Genomic DNA, 14,822 nt, shown 5'->3' on the forward strand with positions numbered 1-14,822 from the left:
GGCGTGTCGCCAGTGCGACGGCACCGCACTTCTCCCCTCCCCCGCCCTGCGGGGGAGGGGCGGGGGAGAGGGCTGCCTGGGCCAGCGCATGCCGCTGGGCCGGCAACGATGCAGATCATGGCAAGCCCCGACCCTCTCCCCCGGGCCCTCTCCCCCGGGCCCTCTCCCACAGGGAGAGGGGAGCACAGCGCGCTCCGCTTACCGAACACCGGGTCCTGGCCCTTGGTCCCCGAGCTTGAGCTGAGACACGACGCTAATCAGGTTCGGGGGAGGGGAGAGGGCCGTCCCGGCCAGCGCATGCCGCTGGGCCGGCAACGATGCAGATCATGGCAAGTGCCGGCCCTCTCCCCCGGCCCCTCTCCCACAGGGAGAGGGGAGCACAGCGCGCTCCGCTCACCGAGCACCGGGTCCTGGTCCTTGGTCCCCGATCCTGAGCTGAGACACGACGCTAATCAGCCTCGCGGGAGGGGAGAAGTACGCCGCCGTCGCACCTGAGAGACGCCGGCGCCCCGCTTGCGTCGTGGGGAGTAGTGCAGCGTCGTGGCGATTGCCGGCCGGCCGGTCATTCCCGGCCGCCGGCCTGGATGCCGAGGTCCTTGAGCTTGCGGTACAGGTGGGTGCGCTCCAGGCCGCACAGGGCGGCCAGCTTGCCGACGCTGCCGCCGGCCTCGCGCAACCGCTGCTGCAGGTACATGCGCTCGAAGTCCTCGCGCGCCTCGCGCAGCGGCTTGCCAAGGTCGATCGGCAGCGGCGGCGGCGCGGCGTCCGGCGATGCGGGCGCGGCGGTCGCGGTGCCGCTGGCCAGGGCGGACTCGATCTCGACCAGGCCGATCTCGTCGCCGCCGCCGAGCAGCAACAGGCGCTGCACCAGGTTGCGCAGCTCGCGCAGGTTGCCGGGCCAGCCATGCTGGCGCAGGCGGTTCTGGGCGCTGACCGAGAAGCGCCGGTAGGGCAGGCGGTCGCGGCTGGCGTAGAAGTCGCCGTAGTAGGCCAGCAGCTCGGGCAGATCCTCGCTGCGCTCGCGCAGCGGCGGCACTCGCAAGGGCAGCACATTGAGCAGGTAGTAGAGATCCTCGCGCAGGCCGTCGGCGCCGCCGGCGGCCAGCGGCTGGGTGCTGGCGGCGACCACGCGCACGTCGAAGCGCACCGGCTCGGTGCCGCCGATGCGGGTCAGTTCGCCCCGGGACAGCGCATCGGCCAACAGCGCCTGGCTGTCGCCGTCGAGGTCGCCGACCTCGTCCAGGTACAGGGTGCCGCCGTGGGCGCGCTCGAGCAGGCCGGGCTGGCTTTCGCCGGAGAGTTCGCGGCCGAGCAGGCTGGCGGCGCGGTCGGCCTCGGGAAGGCTGGCCGGGGCGGCCACCACGAACGGCCCGAACCGGCGCGGACTGCGCGCGTGCAGCCAGCGCGCCAGGCCTTCCTTGCCGCAGCCGACCTCGCCCTGCAGCAGGATCGGCGCGGCATGGCCGGCCAGCCGCTCGAGCTGGCCACGCAGCGCGGACATGGCGGCGCTGCCGCCGACCGGCTCGGTCGGCCAGGCGAGCTGGGCGCGCAGGCCGGCGTTCTCCTGACGCAGGCGGTTCGCCTCCAGCGCTCGCTCCACGGTGAGCAGCAGCTTGGCCAGGGCGATCGGCTTCTCGATGAAGTCCCAGGCGCCCAGGCGGGTCGCCTCGACGGCCGTCTCGATGGTGCCGTGGCCGGACATGATCACCACCGGGAAGTCCAGGCCCGGCTCGGCCCAGCTGCGCAGCAGGCTCAGGCCATCCTCGCCGGGCATCCAGATGTCGAGCAGGGCCAGCGCCGGCCGCTCGGCGCGGACGCTGGTCCTCGCCGCCATCGCGCTGTCGACGGCGACCACGCGATAGCCCTCGTCGGCCAGGATCTCGGCGATCACGGCGCGGATGTCGGCTTCGTCGTCGACGATCAGGATGTGGCCGGAAACCATACGGAACGCTGCTGCCAGGGCATTGACGCGCCAGCATAGCGGAGCGCCGTCGCGGCAGGGCGCCGTTGACGGCCAGCTGCCGCGGCCGTTCTATGATCGCCGTCTGCCGACCACACAGCACAGGGGGAAGAATGTGTCCGGGATCGGAAGGAGCGCGCCACTGCTGGCGCTGGCCATGGCGATGAGCGCCGGTTGCACCGGCGATGGCGGACCGGTCGGCGAGCCGGCACGGTCCGCGCCCTGGGGTAGCTGGCACAGTCCGCTGGCCGCGGCGCGCCTGGCCGGCGCGTCGGTGGCGATGAGCGATCTCAAGGTCGCCGATGGCCGCCTGTGGTGGCGCGAGAGCCGGCCCGACCAGGGCGGCCGGCAGGTCCTGATGCGGCGCGATGCCGACGGCAGCATCATCGAATACGGCCCGGACGGCGCCTATGTACGCACCCGCGTCCACGAGTACGGCGGCGCCTCCTACCTGCCCACCGCGGAGGGCCTGATCTACAGCCATTTCCCGGACCAGCGCCTGTACCTGTCGGCGACGGACGCGGCGCCGAGGCCGCTGACCGCCGCCGACCACCGCTTCGCCGACTGCGTGCGCGACCCGGCCCGGCCCCGCCTGCTGTGCGTGCGCGAGGACCACACCGCGGCCACGCTCGCCGCCAACGGCGAGGAGCGCAACGAGATCGTCGCGGTGAGCCTGGCCGGCGACACCGAGGTGGCCGGCGAGGTGCTGGTGACCGGCAGCGACTTCGTCGCCTATCCGCGCCCCAGCCCGGACGGCCGCTGGCTGGCCTGGGTGACCTGGAACCATCCGGACATGCCCTGGGATGCCAGCACGCTGCACCTGGCCGAGCTGCGCGAGGACGGCCTCGGCACGCCGCGACTGCTGGCCGGCGGTCCCGGCCGCGCGGTCACCGAGCCGCAGTGGGACGGCGACGGCAGCCTGTATTTCATCGACGATCCGGACGGCTGGTGGAACCTGTATCGCTGGCGCGACGGCGAGATCGCCGCGGTCGCGCCGATGGCGCGGGAGTTCGGCGGCGCGCTGTGGTCGCACGGCGCCAGCACCTATGCGCTGACCGGCGACGGCCGGGCCGTGGTCAGGACCAGCCTGGCCGGCATCGACCGCCTCGGCCTGCTCGACCTGCGCGACGGCAGCCTGCGCGACTTCGACCTGCCGTTCGTGGCGTTCAGCGATGTCGTGCTGCTCGATACCGGCACCGCCGCGGCCTTCGCCGGCGCCGTCGACCAGGACACCGCCCTGATCTCGGTCGACCTGGCCACCGGCAGCCATCGGGTGCTGCACCGTCCGGTCGAGACCGGCCTGCCGGCGGCGCTGATCTCCCGGGCGCAGGCCATCGAGTTCCCGACCGCGCCCGGGCCGGACGGCGCGCCGCGCACCGCGCACGCCTTCTTCTACCCGCCCACCCATCCCGACCACGAAGGGCCGCCGGGCACGCTGCCGCCGCTGATCGTCACCGTCCATGGCGGACCGACCTCGGTGGCGAAGTCCTCGCTGTCGCTGAACCGGCAGTTCTGGACTTCGCGCGGCTTCGCCCTGGTCGACGTCAACTACGGCGGCTCCACCACCTTTGGGCGCGCCTACCGCGAGCGCCTGAACGGACAATGGGGCGTGGTCGATGTCGCCGACGCCCTGGCGGCGGTCGACCACCTGGTCGCGACCGGTCGCGTCGATCCGGCACGGGTGGCGATCCGCGGCGGCAGCGCCGGCGGCTTCACCGTGCTCAGCGCCCTGGCGTTCGGCGACCGCTTCACGGCCGGCGCCAACTGGTACGGCGTCTCCGACATCAAGGCGCTGGCGGCGACCAGCCACAAGTTCGAACGCAACTACGACGTCGCCCTGGTCGGCCCGCCCGACGAGGCGCTGTACCGCTCGCGCTCGCCGCTGTTCCACCTCGACGGCTTCACCGAACCGCTGATCACCCTGCAGGGCAGCGAGGACCGCATCGTCCCGCCCGACCAGTCGCGCGCCATCGTCGCCGCGCTGCGCGAGCGCGGCGTGCCGGTGGCCTACCTGGAATTCGAGGGCGAGCAGCACGGCTTCCGCAAGGCGGAGAACATCATCCGGGCGCACGAAGCCGAGCTGTACTTCTACGGGCGCGTGTTCGGCTTCACGCCGGCCGGCGACCTGGCCCCGGTGCCGATCTGGAACCTGGACGCAGACGCCGGCACCCGGCCGTGACGCCGCCCGACCTCGCCCTGTCGCCGATCGCCGGGGGCGACTTCGCCGCCAGCGGGCGTCCGCGGGCCGCGCCGCGGCCCGGGCGTCCTGCGCGGGTGCTGTACGCGCCGGTGGCTGGCGGCGAGGGCAGCGGCGAGCGCCTGCGCAGCGAGGCGATCGCCGCCGCCGTGGCGCAGCTTGCGCCGGACACCGAGCAGGCGCTGGCCGGGCCGATCGAGCCCGGCGTGCGCGGCGTCGCCTGGCTGCCGTTGCCCGACTCGCCGACCCGCGCCCCTGCCGAGCTGATCCAGGCGATCGCCCGCTTCAGGCCCGACTGGCTGGTGTTCGACGGCAATGTCAGGTCGGCGGTGCTGGGCGAGGCCCGCCGCCGGGGCCTGTCGACCGTGTTCATCGCCTCGCGTCCCTCCGCGGTGCGCCGCGCCCTGCCGTTGCGCCGCCGCTGCCGCTTCGACCGGGTCTGGCTGCTGGAGACCGCGCCGCCCGAGGGCATGGCGCGGCTGGTGATGAAGATCCGGGAGTCGCTGGCCGGTCCGCACAAGGTGCGACGCTGGGCCAGCCTGCATCGCGCGCCGGACGACGCCGCCGCGCTCGACCGGCTCGCCCGCCTGGGCATCGCGCCGGGCGCCTTCCTGCTGAGCTGCCCGGGCGGCGGTGGCTACCGGCGTGACGGCATGCCGTCCGGCGCGTGGCTGGCGCAGGCTGCGGCCCGTGCCGGCGCGCGCCTGGGCCTGCCGGTCCTGGCATTGGCCGCCGCCTCGGCGCCGGCCGGCACGCACCTGCTGGGCAGGCTGGAGCAGCCGGAGCTGCTGGCCCTGGTGCGCCTGTCGCGGGCCGCCCTGCTCGGCGGCGGCAGCGTGCTGGTCCAGGCGATCACCGAGGGTGCGCTGTGCGTTGCGGTGCCCTGGCAGGCGGAGCAGCGCCGGCGGATCGAACGACTGGCGCGCCGCGACCTGGCCTGCGCCGGCATCGGCGACATCGACGCCACCGCCGAGCGTCTGCAACGTCTTGCCCAGGACCCGGCGCTGCGCGCGCAGCGCACGCGGGCCATCGCCTCGAGCGCCCTGGGCAACGGCCTGCAGGAGGCGGCTGCGGCCCTGGCCGCGCTGCCGGTCCGGCAGCCCGGCATCGCCTGAGGCGCCACGATCTCCTGTCTGTCGCCCGGGAAACGGCAGCGAACCGCGGACCGGCGCCGCAGGGCGCACACCCAGGACGGCCAAGAGCAGCCGATCCGCCCCCCCCTTCGATCCCGCAAGCAGGCTGTTGAAGAACTGCCTGCTTGCTGCGGCCACGGATGGCCGCTCGGCGAAGCAACTGCGTAAGCGGTTGCTTCGCCGGGAGCGCGTCCGCACCTGCGCCGGACAAACGACTTGAAAAGCGATCAGGACGGTCGTTCTTCAACAAGCTGCCAGGGCCTTCAGGCCATCACCGGCAACCAGATCCGGAATCGCGCGCCGCCGTCGGCCGGGCTGTCGGCCTCCAGCCAGCCGCCGTGTTCTTCCAGGATGCGCTGCACGATGACCAGGCCGAGTCCGGAGCCGCGCGGCTTGTCGCTGCGATAGGGCTCCACGGCCGACAGGTCGAAGTCGGCGGGCAGGCCGGGGCCGTGGTCGCGCACTTCGATCAGCGCCATGGTCCGGCCCTCGTGCTGCTGTACGGCACTCGAAACCTCCAGCCGCATCCCGCCATCGTCGCCGGCGGCCATCGCCTCGACCGCGTTGCGCAAAAGGTTGTTGAGCACCTGGCGCAACCGGTCGGGATCGGCCTCGACCAGGATCTCGGAGGCCGCCAGGCGGCGCTCGACGGACAACCGCGGGTCCTGCGCGTGCAGGTCGATCACGTCGCCGATCAGTGCGTTGAGGGCGACCCGCAGGCGCCGGACCGGCTGCGGCCTGGCGTAGTCGGAAAAGCCGTTGACCAGGGCCTTGAGCGACTCGACCTGGGAGACGATGGTGCCGGTGGCGCGTTCCAGCACCTCGGCATCGTCCGGCGTCATCCGCCCGAGGTAACGGCGGCGCAGCCGCTCGGCGGCCAGCTGGATGGGCGTCAGCGGATTCTTGATCTCGTGGGCCAGGCGGCGCGCGACCTCGGCCCAGGCCGCCTCGCGCTGCGCGCGCTGCAGCACGGTGGCGTCGTCGAACACGACCAGGTGGCCGCGCCCGCCGTCGGGTTCCACCAGGGCGCTGCCGCGCAACAGGAGGATCGGCGCGGACGGCGCGTCCGGCAGCCGGACCTCCTCGCGCCATCCGGAGGCGTGCGCGCGCAGGCGTTCGCCGATGCGCTGCGCGAACGGCGCCAGGTCGGGGCGCCGGCTCGCCAGGGTCTCCAGGTCGCAGCCCTGGAGCTGGGCCGCCTCGGCCGCGAGCAGACGCTCGCCGGCCGGGTTGATCAGCCGCACCCTGCCGCCGGCATCCAGGCCGACCACGGCGCTGGAGATCCGGGTCAGCACGGCATCGAGATAGGCGCGCTGCGACTCGATCAGCGCCTGCGTGCTGCGCACGCTGGCCTGGGCCAGGGACAACTCGTGGCTCATGCCATTGAAGGCGTCGACCAGGTCGCCCAGCTCATCGTCGCCGCCGACCGCGCTGATCGTCGCGTCGAAATCGCCGCGGGCGATGCGCGTGGTCGCCTCGGCAAGGCGCGCCACCGGCATCGCCAGGCGGCGCGAGGCGCGCAGGGCCAGCAGCAGGGCCGCCAGCAGCACCAGCAGCAGCACCAGGCCCAGCACCAGCGCCATGCTCAGCTTCAGGGCGCCGCGCAGGAACTCGAGCTGGCGGTAATCGGCGCTTGCCGCCTCGATGCGCTGGGCCAGCGGCGCGTAGCGCGCAGGCACCGGGAAAACCGCCTGCAGCAAGGCGCGGGCGGTCGGCGGCAAGGGTTCGTCGACCACCGCCAGCGCCTGCAGGACGATGTCGTCGCCAGCGATCACCACTTCGCCGGCCGCGCCCAGGGTGCCGGCGCGCAGGCGCTGCTGCTGGCTGGGCTGCACCGGTCGCAGCCAGTCGGGATCGGCGCTGGCGCTGGCCAGGACCGCGCCATCGGCGGCGAACACCGCCAGTTGCAGGGCGCCGAGCCGGTCGATCACCTCGTCGACCCGGGCCGGCCACTGCGCGCGATCGGCCTCGCCGAGCTGCGCGGCCAGCTCGGCGACGGCCCGCTCGGCGCCCTCCCGGCGCTCCTCCAGGTACAGACGGCCCACTTCCAGGGCATCGTCCAGCGCGGCAGCCACCGGCGCCGCGAAGCGGCTGTCGACGGCGCCGAACAGGAAATTCATCGCGAACACGAACACCAGCAGCGCCGGCGGCAGGCACAGCACGGCGATCAGCGCCGACAGGCGCGCGCTCAGGCGCGCACCCGGCGCGCGCTGCCGCAACGCCCGCACCAGGCGCATCACCTGCAGGGCGATCACCACCGCCAGCACGAAGGCGATCAGGCCCGCCAGCCCGAGCAGCGCCGGATAGAACGGACCCAGGCGCGCGCGACCGACGGTCGCGTCGCTGGCCAGGTGCAGACCGGCGGTGCTCAGCGCCAGCACCGTGAGCAGCACCAGCACCGCCGCCGACCAGCGGATCAGCCGGGCGCCGGCCATGTCCTGTGCCCACTGTCCAGGCGCCAGCGCCGGTCGAACACGGCGGGCAGCACCAGCGGCGCCGGCAGCCGGGTCCGGTCGAGGCGGACGCGGACGCCGAGCGCGCCTGGCCCGGTCGGCGCCGGCAGCGGCCAGCGCTCCAGCGCCGCCAGCGCCGCGGCCGCGCTGTCGAAGCTGCGGCTGTAGTCCAGCAGGGGCTCACGCAGCTGGTACTGCCGGGTCAGCGGCAGATAGCGCAGCTCCCTGCGGCTTTCCCGGCGCTCGCCGGCGGCCAGCGTCTCGACCCGGAAGGTCAGCGGCACGCCGCGCTCCAGCCCTTCGCGAAGCGCCGGTGCCAGGCGGATCGACAGCAGCAGCTCGGCGCGGCCGTCGCCGCGTTCCAGCGCGGCCTGCTCGATGCCGCCGGCCTCGCCCGCGCCGCAGCCGGGCAGCGCCAGACAGGCCACCAGGACGACGGCCAGCGTCGGTCGCAGGCGTCCTGCCGCGGGCTCAGCAGCGTTCGAGCAGGGCATAGTAGAAGCCGTCCATGTCGCCGGTCCCCGGCAACAGCTGCACGCCGACGGAAAGCGACCGGGCACCCGGGAGGTCCAGCTTCCGCTCCCTGGCATCGGCCTGCGATTCGACGAACGTGCCCACCACCGCCTCACCCTCGGCCCGCAGCACCGAACATACCGCATAGAGCAGTCGTCCCCCGGGGGCCAGCAAGGGCCACAACGCCCTCAGCATGCGCGCCTGGCCGGCGGCAAGCACCGGCACATCGGCGGCCCGGCGGTGCAGGCGCACGTCCGGTTGCCGGCGGCCGATGCCGGTCGCCGAGCACGGCGCGTCCAGGAGGATGCGGTCGAAGCGGGCGCCATCCCACCAGGCCGCCGGCTCGGCCGCGTCGCCGACCACGCAGCGCAGCCGGTCGGTGCCCAGGCGCAGGCGGGCGATGCCGGCCTCGACACGTGACAGGCGCGCCGGATCATGGTCCAGGGCAACCAGGCTGGCGACGTCGGGGCAGCGCTCGAGGATGTGCGCGCTCTTGCCGCCGGGTGCGGCGCAGGCGTCCAGGACGGTCTGCCCGGGGGCAGCCTCGAGCAGCGCGGCGGCGTACTGCGCGGCGCCGTCCTGGACGCTGGCCAGGCCGTCGGCGAAGCCCGGCAGCCGGCCGACCGGCAGGGGTGTCGCCAGGCGCACGGCCTGGTCCAGGCGCGAATCGTCGGGAACGGTCGCCACGATCCCGGCGGCGGCGAGCTGCGCCAGATAGCCCTCGCGGGCGATGTGCGCGGCGTTGCTGCGCAACCACATCGGCGCAGGGCGGTTGCCGGCGTCGACGATGGCCGGCCAGTCGCCGGGCCAGTCCGTGCGCAGCTGCCGCAGCAGCCAGGCCGGATGCAGGCTGTGCGCGACCTCGTCGTGGTCGAGCGCGAGGAGATGGGTCTCGCGCTCGCGCAGCCAGCGGCGAAGCACGGCATTGGCCAGGCCGGCCAGGCCGGGCTGGCCCAGGGCGCGCACCGCGGCCACGGTGTCGTTGACCACGGCATGGGCCGGCGCCTGGAGATCCTCGATCTGGCTGAGCGCGCAGACCAGGGCCGCTTCCACGGCGCGCGCACGTGCCGGCAGCGGTCGCTCGAGCAGGCGTGCGACGGCAGCGCGCCAACGCAGGCTGCCGCGTACCGCGGCCATCACGATGGCATGCAGGCTGGCGCGGGCGCGCGGGTCGGGCAGGGCCTGTTCGGCGGGCCCCAGTACCGTCTTCAGGGAGCGGCCGCCGAGCACCCCGGCGACGACCCGGGCGGCGGCCAGGCGCAGGGCGGCGGAATCGGTGTCGGGGCTCGACACGGGGTGCTCAGCCGGTGGCCAGCAGGGCCGGGCGGCCGTTGAGATAGTCGCCGGCATCGAGGCGTCGACCGCCGGGTCGCTGCAGACCGAGCAGGCGCAGCACGCCCTCGCCGCAGGCCACGTCGATGCCCTGGCGCCCCCCGGCCAGCACGGTACCCGGCGGCGCGGCCGGGTGCTGCGCAAGGGCCTGGGCCCGCCACACCCGCACCCGTTCGCCGGCAAGGTCGGCCTCGGTGCCGGGCCAGGGCTCGAACGCGCGCACCTTGCGATCCAGCGCCGTGGCCGGCGCCGACCAGTCGAGCAGGGACTCGGCCTTGTCGAGCTTGGCGGCATGGGTTGCCGCGGCATCGTCCTGGGGAACGGCCGGGGGCAGGGTGCCGTCGGCCAGGGCGGCCAGGCCCTCGGCCAGGACCCCGGCGCCCAGCACCGCCAGGCGGTCGTGCAGGGACTGGCCGGTGTCGTCTCCGGTGATCGGCGTTTCCCGGGTCAGCAGCACCGGACCGGTGTCGAGCCCGGCGGCCATCTGCATCAGACACACGCCAGTGCGTTCGTCGCCGGCCTCCAAGGCCCGCTGGATCGGCGCCGCACCGCGCCAGCGCGGCAGCAGGGAGGCGTGGATGTTCCAGCAGCCGTGGCGGGGGATGGCCAGCACGGCGCGCGGCAGGATCAGTCCGTAGGCGACCACCACCATGAGATCGGGTGCGAGTTCCGCCAGCGCCTGTCGGGTTCCGGCATCGCGCAGCGAGGCCGGTTGCCTGACCTCGATGCCGGCAGTCTGCGCGCGGCGCTTGACCGGCGAGGCTTGCAGCTGGCGGCCACGGCCGGCAGGACGGTCGGGCTGGGTATAGACGGCGCACAGGCTGTGACCGGACGCCAGCACGGCTTCCAGCGCGGGAACGGCGAACTCGGGCGTGCCGGCGAAGACCAGCCGCAACGGGGCGGACACCGGCCGGCCCGGTTCAGGCGGCGCTGCGCGCGCGTTCCCGGCGGGCCTTGGCCAGGCGCTTGCGGACCAGCTCGCGCTTCAGCGGCGACAGGTAGTCGACGAACACCTTGCCGTCGAGATGGTCGAGTTCGTGCTGGATGCATACCGCCAGCAGGCCGCCGGCGGTCAGCTCGTAGGGCCGGCCGTCGCGATCCAGGGCGCGCAGGTCGACTTCCTCGGCGCGGTCGACATCGGCAAAGATGCCCGGTACCGACAGGCAGCCCTCCTGGTGGGTCTGGCCGCCGCGGCGACCGACGATCTCCGGGTTGATCAGGACCAGGGGCTGGTCCTTGTCCTCGCTGACGTCGATCACCACCAGGCGCTGGTGGACGTCGACCTGGGTGGCGGCCAGGCCGATGCCCGGCGCCGCATACATGGTCTCGAACATGTCGTCGATCAGGCGCCGCAGGGTATCGTCCACGGCCTCGACCGGCCGGGCGCGGGTGCGCAGGCGCGGGTCGGGAAACTCAAGGATATCGAGCAGGGCCATGGTCACTCCTGTGATCCGCCAGATGGGGACGGACGGTCGATGCAACAAGGCAAGTCTAGCGCCACCGGCGTGAACGCGGACGCCCTGGCGGCCGTGGCGCGGCTGCGCACCTGGCTGGATGGGGCCCGGCGTTGCCTGGTGCTGACCGGCGCCGGCATGTCGGCCGAGAGCGGCATCGCACCGTTCCGCGGCGGCGACCAGGCCCTGTGGACGCGCTTCGACCCGGCCCGCCTGGCCACCCCCGAGGCGTTCGCGGCCGATCCGGACCTGGTCTGGGCCTGGTACCTGTGGCGCATGGCCGGCGTCCGCGCCGCGACGCCGCACGCCGGCCACCGGGCGCTGGCGGACCTGGCGGCCCGCCAGCCGGGTCTGGCCCTGGTCACCCAGAACGTCGACGACCTGCATGAGCGCGCCGGCAGCACCGGCGTCGTGCACCTGCACGGCGAACTGTTCGCCTTGCGTTGCGCAGCGTGCGCGGCGCCGGCGCCGCCCCCGACCCTGCCGGCGACCGGTGTGGCACCCGCCTTGCGGCAGCCGCCGCCGCGTTGCCACCGCTGTGGCGGCGCGGTGCGCCCGGGCGTGGTCTGGTTCGGCGAAGCCCTGCCGGAGGCCGCCTGGCAGGCGGCCGAGAGCGCGGCCAGGGCCTGCGACCTGGCCTTGGTGGTCGGCACCTCCGGGCTGGTGCATCCGGCCGCCGCGCTGCCGGCGATCGCCCGTCGGCACGGCGCGCGCGTCGTCGAGATCAACCCGGCGCCGACGGCGCTGTCGGCGCAGGCCGACCTGTGCTGGCGTGCGACTGCGGCGCAGGCGCTGCCCCTGCTGACCGGTGCGTCCGCGGAGCTGGGGGGGTAGGAGCGGGGACGGGGGAGCGGGGGAGCGGGGGACCGGGGACGGGGGACGGGGGACGGGGGACCGGGGACCGGGGACCGGGGACCGGGGACCAGGGACCGGGGACCAGGGCCAGGGACCAGGAGAGCGACCACCGGGGACCGGTTCGGGACTCGGGACTCGGGACTCGGGACTCGGGACTCGGGACTCGGGACTCGGGAATCGGGAATCGGGGCTCGGGAAGCGGGAAGCGGGAAGCGGGAAGCGGGAAGCGGAGCACGCTCTGCTCCCCTCTCCCTCCGGGAGAGGGGCTGGGGGAGAGGGCCGGGGCTTGCCATGATCTGTAGCTTGCCGGTCCTGCCGCGCGCCCTGGCCGGGGTGTCCCTGTTACAGCGTGCCGTCCGCCCCGATCAGGACCACGTCGGCGGGGCGCCGGGCGAACAGGCCGTTGCTGACCACGCCGACGATCTGGTTGATCTCGCCCTCCAGGGCCTCGGGCTCGCGGATGGCCAGGCCGTGGACGTCGAGGATCCAGTTGCCGTTGTCGGTCACCGTGCCCTGCCGCCAGACCGGCTGGCCGCCCAGGTGCAGCAGTTCCCTGGCGACATGGCTGCGCGCCATCGGGATCACTTCGACCGGCAGGGGAAAGCCGCCCAGCACGTCGACGCGCTTGCCGGGGTCGACGATGCAGACGAACTTGTCCGCGACGGCGGCGATGATCTTCTCGCGGGTCAGCGCGCCGCCGCCGCCCTTGACCAGGCGCCGGCGGCCGTCGCATTCGTCGGCGCCGTCCACGTACAGCGGCAACGGGCCGGCGGCATTGAGGTCGAGGACCTCGATGCCGCGGGCGCGCAACAGGGCGCTGCTGGCCTCGGAACTGGACACCGCGCCTGCGATCCGGTGCCGGTCCAGGCCCTCGATGAACCAGCGCACGGTCGAGCCGGTGCCAACGCCGACCACCATGCCGTCCTCGACATGGGCCAGGGCCCGTTCCGCGGCGGCGCGCTTGCCGGCCTCTGCCTCGTTCATGGCTGCTTGTTCTCCTGCGCCACGATGGCGCGCCAGTGGGCCGCCGCCAGGGGCAGCACGGACAGCCGGTTGCCGCGCCGGACCAGGGGCGAGTCCTCCAGGGCGGCCAGCGACTTCAACTCGTCGAGGCCGACCACGCGCGCCAGGTGGCGTTCGTACTCGACGTCGACCAGGAACCAGCGCGGCTCCTCGGGCGTCGCCTTCGGGTCATGGTAGTCGGAGCGGGCATCGAACTGGCTGGGATCCGGATAGCTGTCGCCGGCCACCCGCGCGATGCCGGCGACGCCGGGCAGCTTGCAGTTGGAGTGGTAGATGAGCACGCCGTCGCCCGCCCGCATGTGGTCGCGCATGTAGTTGCGGGCCTGGTAGTTGCGCACGCCGTTCCACGGTTCGCGGCCGACGCGCGCCAGGTCGTCGATCGAGAACGCATCCGGCTCGGTCTTCATCAGCCAGTAGCGCCGTGCCGCCATCCTCGCCTCCGGTCCTGTCGCGGGGGCGCAAGGGTAGCAGCCCGGTCGGCGCCGGTCCGGCGCCCGCCGCGCGCCGCAGCCGGCGCGCTCAGACCCAGCCCTGCTCGGTCACCACGGCGTGCAGCGGCACGTCCCAGGGGTCGACCGGCAGCGCCGGCACGGCCTGCACCGAGAACGCGGCGCCGACCAGCACGGGCGGCGGCGGTCGACCGGCCTGCCCGGCCAGGGCACGGTCGTAGTGCCCTGCGCCGCTGCCCAGGCGATGCCGCGCGGCATCGAAGCCGACCAGAGGCAGGATCACCGCATCGAGGCTGCACACCTCGACCCGCTCGGCGGCGGCGGTGGGCTGCGGGATGCCCGCGGCGCCCGCTTCCAGCGCGTCGCCGAGGCGCCAGGCCCGGAACCGCAGGATGCCGCCGGCATCGATCGCCGGCAGCGCCAGCGCGACCTCGGCCGGCAGCGCGGCCAGCCATTGGGAGAGATCGAGTTCGGAGCGCACGGCCAGGTAGGCGGCGACGCGCCGCCAGCCCGCCGCCTGCCGGCGTTGTTCCAGGAGATCGGCGATGCGTCGCTCGGCCCGGGCCCGCTCCGGGGCCGCCAGCGCGACCCGACGGGCGCGCGCCTGGCGGCGCAGCGCGGACTTGTCGGGCCGGAGACTCAATTAGGGGCATCCTCCGCCGTGCCGGTACACATCGACGACCTTGATCCCTGATCACAGGGGGGAAAGCTCACGAGGCCTTCAGGCTTTCCGCTGCCAGGGCGGACTTGCACACCGGCGCTCGCATGTCGCTGTCCCAAAGGGCCGACTTAACGGGTCAAGGCAAATATGCAGTGTGTTGCCGAGCACCGCAGAGGACACCTGGGACGATTCTGGACCCGAACGGCGGCGCGCGCAACGGGCCGCTGGCAACTCGAAGTCCGCGCGTTCAGGCGGACCTGCAGGCAACGCCTGCTCAGCCCTCGGCGAGGGCGGCGTCGAGACGGCCGAGCAGCTGGCGCAGGTCGCGGTCGACGCCGCCGGCGACGCCTTCCGCCTCGCTTCGGGCCTGCTGCTGCTCGTGGGCCAGATTGAGCGCAACCATGATCGCCAGCCGCTCCAGGGTGGCGCTGCGGGCGTTGCGGCGCAGCTCCCGCAGCCGGCCGTCCAGCAGCCGGGCGGCGGCGTGCAGGGCCTCGCGGCCATCGGGCGGACAGGCCACCAGGTACTCGCGATCGAGGATGCTGACGCTGACGGTGTTGGCCTCGCTCATCAGTGCGTCTCCAGCTGCCGCAGGCGGGCGATCATCGCTTCGACGCGCGCCCGGGCCTGCTCGTTCTTGGCCAGGAGATTGGCGCGCTCGGTGGTCCAGGCTTCCTGACTGGCACGCAGCACGCGATTCTCCTCGCGCAGACGGGCGCAACTGGCAAGCAGCTTGTCGATCCTTGCCGACAGTTGCTCGACCAGGGCGTGGACATCGTGTTCAGTCGCCAT

14 protein-coding genes and 1 other RNA gene are annotated in these 14,822 nt (G+C 74.0%); 3 read left to right on the forward strand and 12 right to left on the reverse strand.

Translation table 11 applies throughout. The features are described 5' to 3' along the window. Positions 1-562: 562 nt before the first annotated feature. Positions 563-1,942, reverse strand: a complete 1,380-nt coding sequence (locus tag KF823_09380; protein MBX3726116.1) for a sigma-54-dependent Fis family transcriptional regulator — start codon at positions 1,940-1,942, stop codon at positions 563-565. Between the two features lie 133 nt (positions 1,943-2,075). Here KF823_09380 and KF823_09385 point away from each other — a divergent pair, with 133 nt between their 5' ends. Together KF823_09385 and KF823_09390 are read left to right on the forward strand one after the other, a co-directional pair. After that, positions 2,076-4,139, forward strand: a complete 2,064-nt coding sequence (locus KF823_09385) for a S9 family peptidase (GenBank protein ID MBX3726117.1) — start codon at positions 2,076-2,078, stop codon at positions 4,137-4,139. Then, a complete protein-coding gene (locus tag KF823_09390; protein ID MBX3726118.1) occupies positions 4,136-5,272 on the forward strand; it encodes a hypothetical protein in 1,137 nt (378 codons plus the stop codon). Before KF823_09385 ends, KF823_09390 begins: the two co-directional genes overlap by 4 nt. A 281-nt stretch (positions 5,273-5,553) precedes the next feature. On the opposite strand, the gene KF823_09395 is transcribed toward KF823_09390, so the two are convergent. Genes KF823_09395 through def form a run of 5 tightly spaced genes read right to left on the reverse strand, consistent with a single transcriptional unit; the run spans position 5,554 to position 11,024 of the window. Beyond that, complete coding sequence (locus KF823_09395; GenBank protein ID MBX3726119.1) at positions 5,554-7,725, reverse strand: HAMP domain-containing protein; 2,172 nt, start codon at positions 7,723-7,725, stop codon at positions 5,554-5,556. Then, the gene (locus KF823_09400) at positions 7,707-8,237 is read right to left on the reverse strand and encodes a DUF4390 domain-containing protein (protein ID MBX3726120.1); all 531 of its coding nucleotides are present in this window, start codon (positions 8,235-8,237) and stop codon (positions 7,707-7,709) included. Before KF823_09400 ends, KF823_09395 begins: the two co-directional genes overlap by 19 nt. Continuing rightward, positions 8,215-9,606 carry a 16S rRNA (cytosine(967)-C(5))-methyltransferase RsmB gene (gene rsmB / locus KF823_09405; protein ID MBX3726121.1) on the reverse strand — a complete coding sequence of 464 codons (1,392 nt, stop codon included), beginning with the start codon at positions 9,604-9,606 and terminating at the stop codon, positions 8,215-8,217. The genes KF823_09400 and rsmB overlap by 23 nt, the downstream gene beginning before the upstream one ends. Next, the gene (gene fmt / locus KF823_09410) at positions 9,557-10,483 is read right to left on the reverse strand and encodes a methionyl-tRNA formyltransferase (GenBank protein ID MBX3726122.1); all 927 of its coding nucleotides are present in this window, start codon (positions 10,481-10,483) and stop codon (positions 9,557-9,559) included. Before fmt ends, rsmB begins: the two co-directional genes overlap by 50 nt. Before the next feature lie 25 nt (positions 10,484-10,508). Then, on the reverse strand, positions 10,509-11,024 hold the full coding sequence (gene def, locus KF823_09415; protein ID MBX3726123.1) for a peptide deformylase: 516 nt from the start codon (positions 11,022-11,024) through the stop codon (positions 10,509-10,511). A 39-nt stretch (positions 11,025-11,063) separates the two neighbouring features. Between def and KF823_09420 the strand changes: the two genes are divergently transcribed. Next, entirely contained in the window at positions 11,064-11,876 is an 813-nt protein-coding gene (locus tag KF823_09420) for an NAD-dependent protein deacylase (protein MBX3726124.1), read from the forward strand. A 363-nt stretch (positions 11,877-12,239) separates the two neighbouring features. On the opposite strand, the gene rpiA is transcribed toward KF823_09420, so the two are convergent. The 6 genes from rpiA to KF823_09450 form a co-directional block, all read right to left on the reverse strand. Continuing rightward, positions 12,240-12,881, reverse strand: coding sequence for a ribose-5-phosphate isomerase RpiA (gene rpiA, locus KF823_09425; protein ID MBX3726125.1), 642 nt, complete (start codon positions 12,879-12,881; stop codon positions 12,240-12,242). Continuing rightward, on the reverse strand, positions 12,878-13,351 hold the full coding sequence (locus KF823_09430; GenBank protein MBX3726126.1) for an EVE domain-containing protein: 474 nt from the start codon (positions 13,349-13,351) through the stop codon (positions 12,878-12,880). Before KF823_09430 ends, rpiA begins: the two co-directional genes overlap by 4 nt. A gap of 88 nt (positions 13,352-13,439) precedes the next feature. Beyond that, the gene (locus tag KF823_09435; protein MBX3726127.1) at positions 13,440-14,012 is read right to left on the reverse strand and encodes a 5-formyltetrahydrofolate cyclo-ligase; all 573 of its coding nucleotides are present in this window, start codon (positions 14,010-14,012) and stop codon (positions 13,440-13,442) included. 6 nt (positions 14,013-14,018) lie between these two features. Continuing rightward, positions 14,019-14,209, reverse strand: a non-coding RNA gene (ssrS, locus tag KF823_09440) — 6S RNA. Positions 14,210-14,304: 95 nt separating this feature from the next. Continuing rightward, positions 14,305-14,601, reverse strand: a complete 297-nt coding sequence (locus KF823_09445; GenBank protein MBX3726128.1) for a cell division protein ZapA — start codon at positions 14,599-14,601, stop codon at positions 14,305-14,307. Further along, complete coding sequence (locus KF823_09450) at positions 14,601-14,822, reverse strand: TIGR02449 family protein (GenBank protein ID MBX3726129.1); 222 nt, start codon at positions 14,820-14,822, stop codon at positions 14,601-14,603. The genes KF823_09445 and KF823_09450 overlap by 1 nt, the downstream gene beginning before the upstream one ends.

The sequence above is a fragment of the Lysobacterales bacterium genome (genome assembly GCA_019634735.1).
Taxonomy (GTDB): Bacteria; Pseudomonadota; Gammaproteobacteria; order Xanthomonadales; family UBA2363; genus Pseudofulvimonas.

Excerpts from the sequence above, each read along its gene's own strand:
- KF823_09380 (MBX3726116.1), bottom strand. The coding sequence starts at position 1,942 with ATGGTTTCCGGCCACATCCTGATCGTCGACGACGAAGCCGACATCCGC.
- KF823_09395 (MBX3726119.1), bottom strand. The coding sequence starts at position 7,725 with ATGGCCGGCGCCCGGCTGATCCGCTGGTCGGCGGCGGTGCTGGTGCTG.
- KF823_09400 (MBX3726120.1), bottom strand. The coding sequence starts at position 8,237 with ATGCCCTGCTCGAACGCTGCTGAGCCCGCGGCAGGACGCCTGCGACCG.
- rsmB (MBX3726121.1), bottom strand. The coding sequence starts at position 9,606 with ATGCCGGCGACTATCTCAACGGCCGCCCGGCCCTGCTGGCCACCGGCT.
- def (MBX3726123.1), bottom strand. The coding sequence starts at position 11,024 with ATGGCCCTGCTCGATATCCTTGAGTTTCCCGACCCGCGCCTGCGCACC.
- KF823_09420 (MBX3726124.1), top strand. The coding sequence starts at position 11,064 with ATGCAACAAGGCAAGTCTAGCGCCACCGGCGTGAACGCGGACGCCCTG.
- rpiA (MBX3726125.1), bottom strand. The coding sequence starts at position 12,881 with ATGAACGAGGCAGAGGCCGGCAAGCGCGCCGCCGCGGAACGGGCCCTG.
- KF823_09430 (MBX3726126.1), bottom strand. The coding sequence starts at position 13,351 with ATGGCGGCACGGCGCTACTGGCTGATGAAGACCGAGCCGGATGCGTTC.
- KF823_09445 (MBX3726128.1), bottom strand. The coding sequence starts at position 14,601 with ATGAGCGAGGCCAACACCGTCAGCGTCAGCATCCTCGATCGCGAGTAC.
- KF823_09450 (MBX3726129.1), bottom strand. The coding sequence starts at position 14,822 with ATGGCGACTGAACACGATGTCCACGCCCTGGTCGAGCAACTGTCGGCA.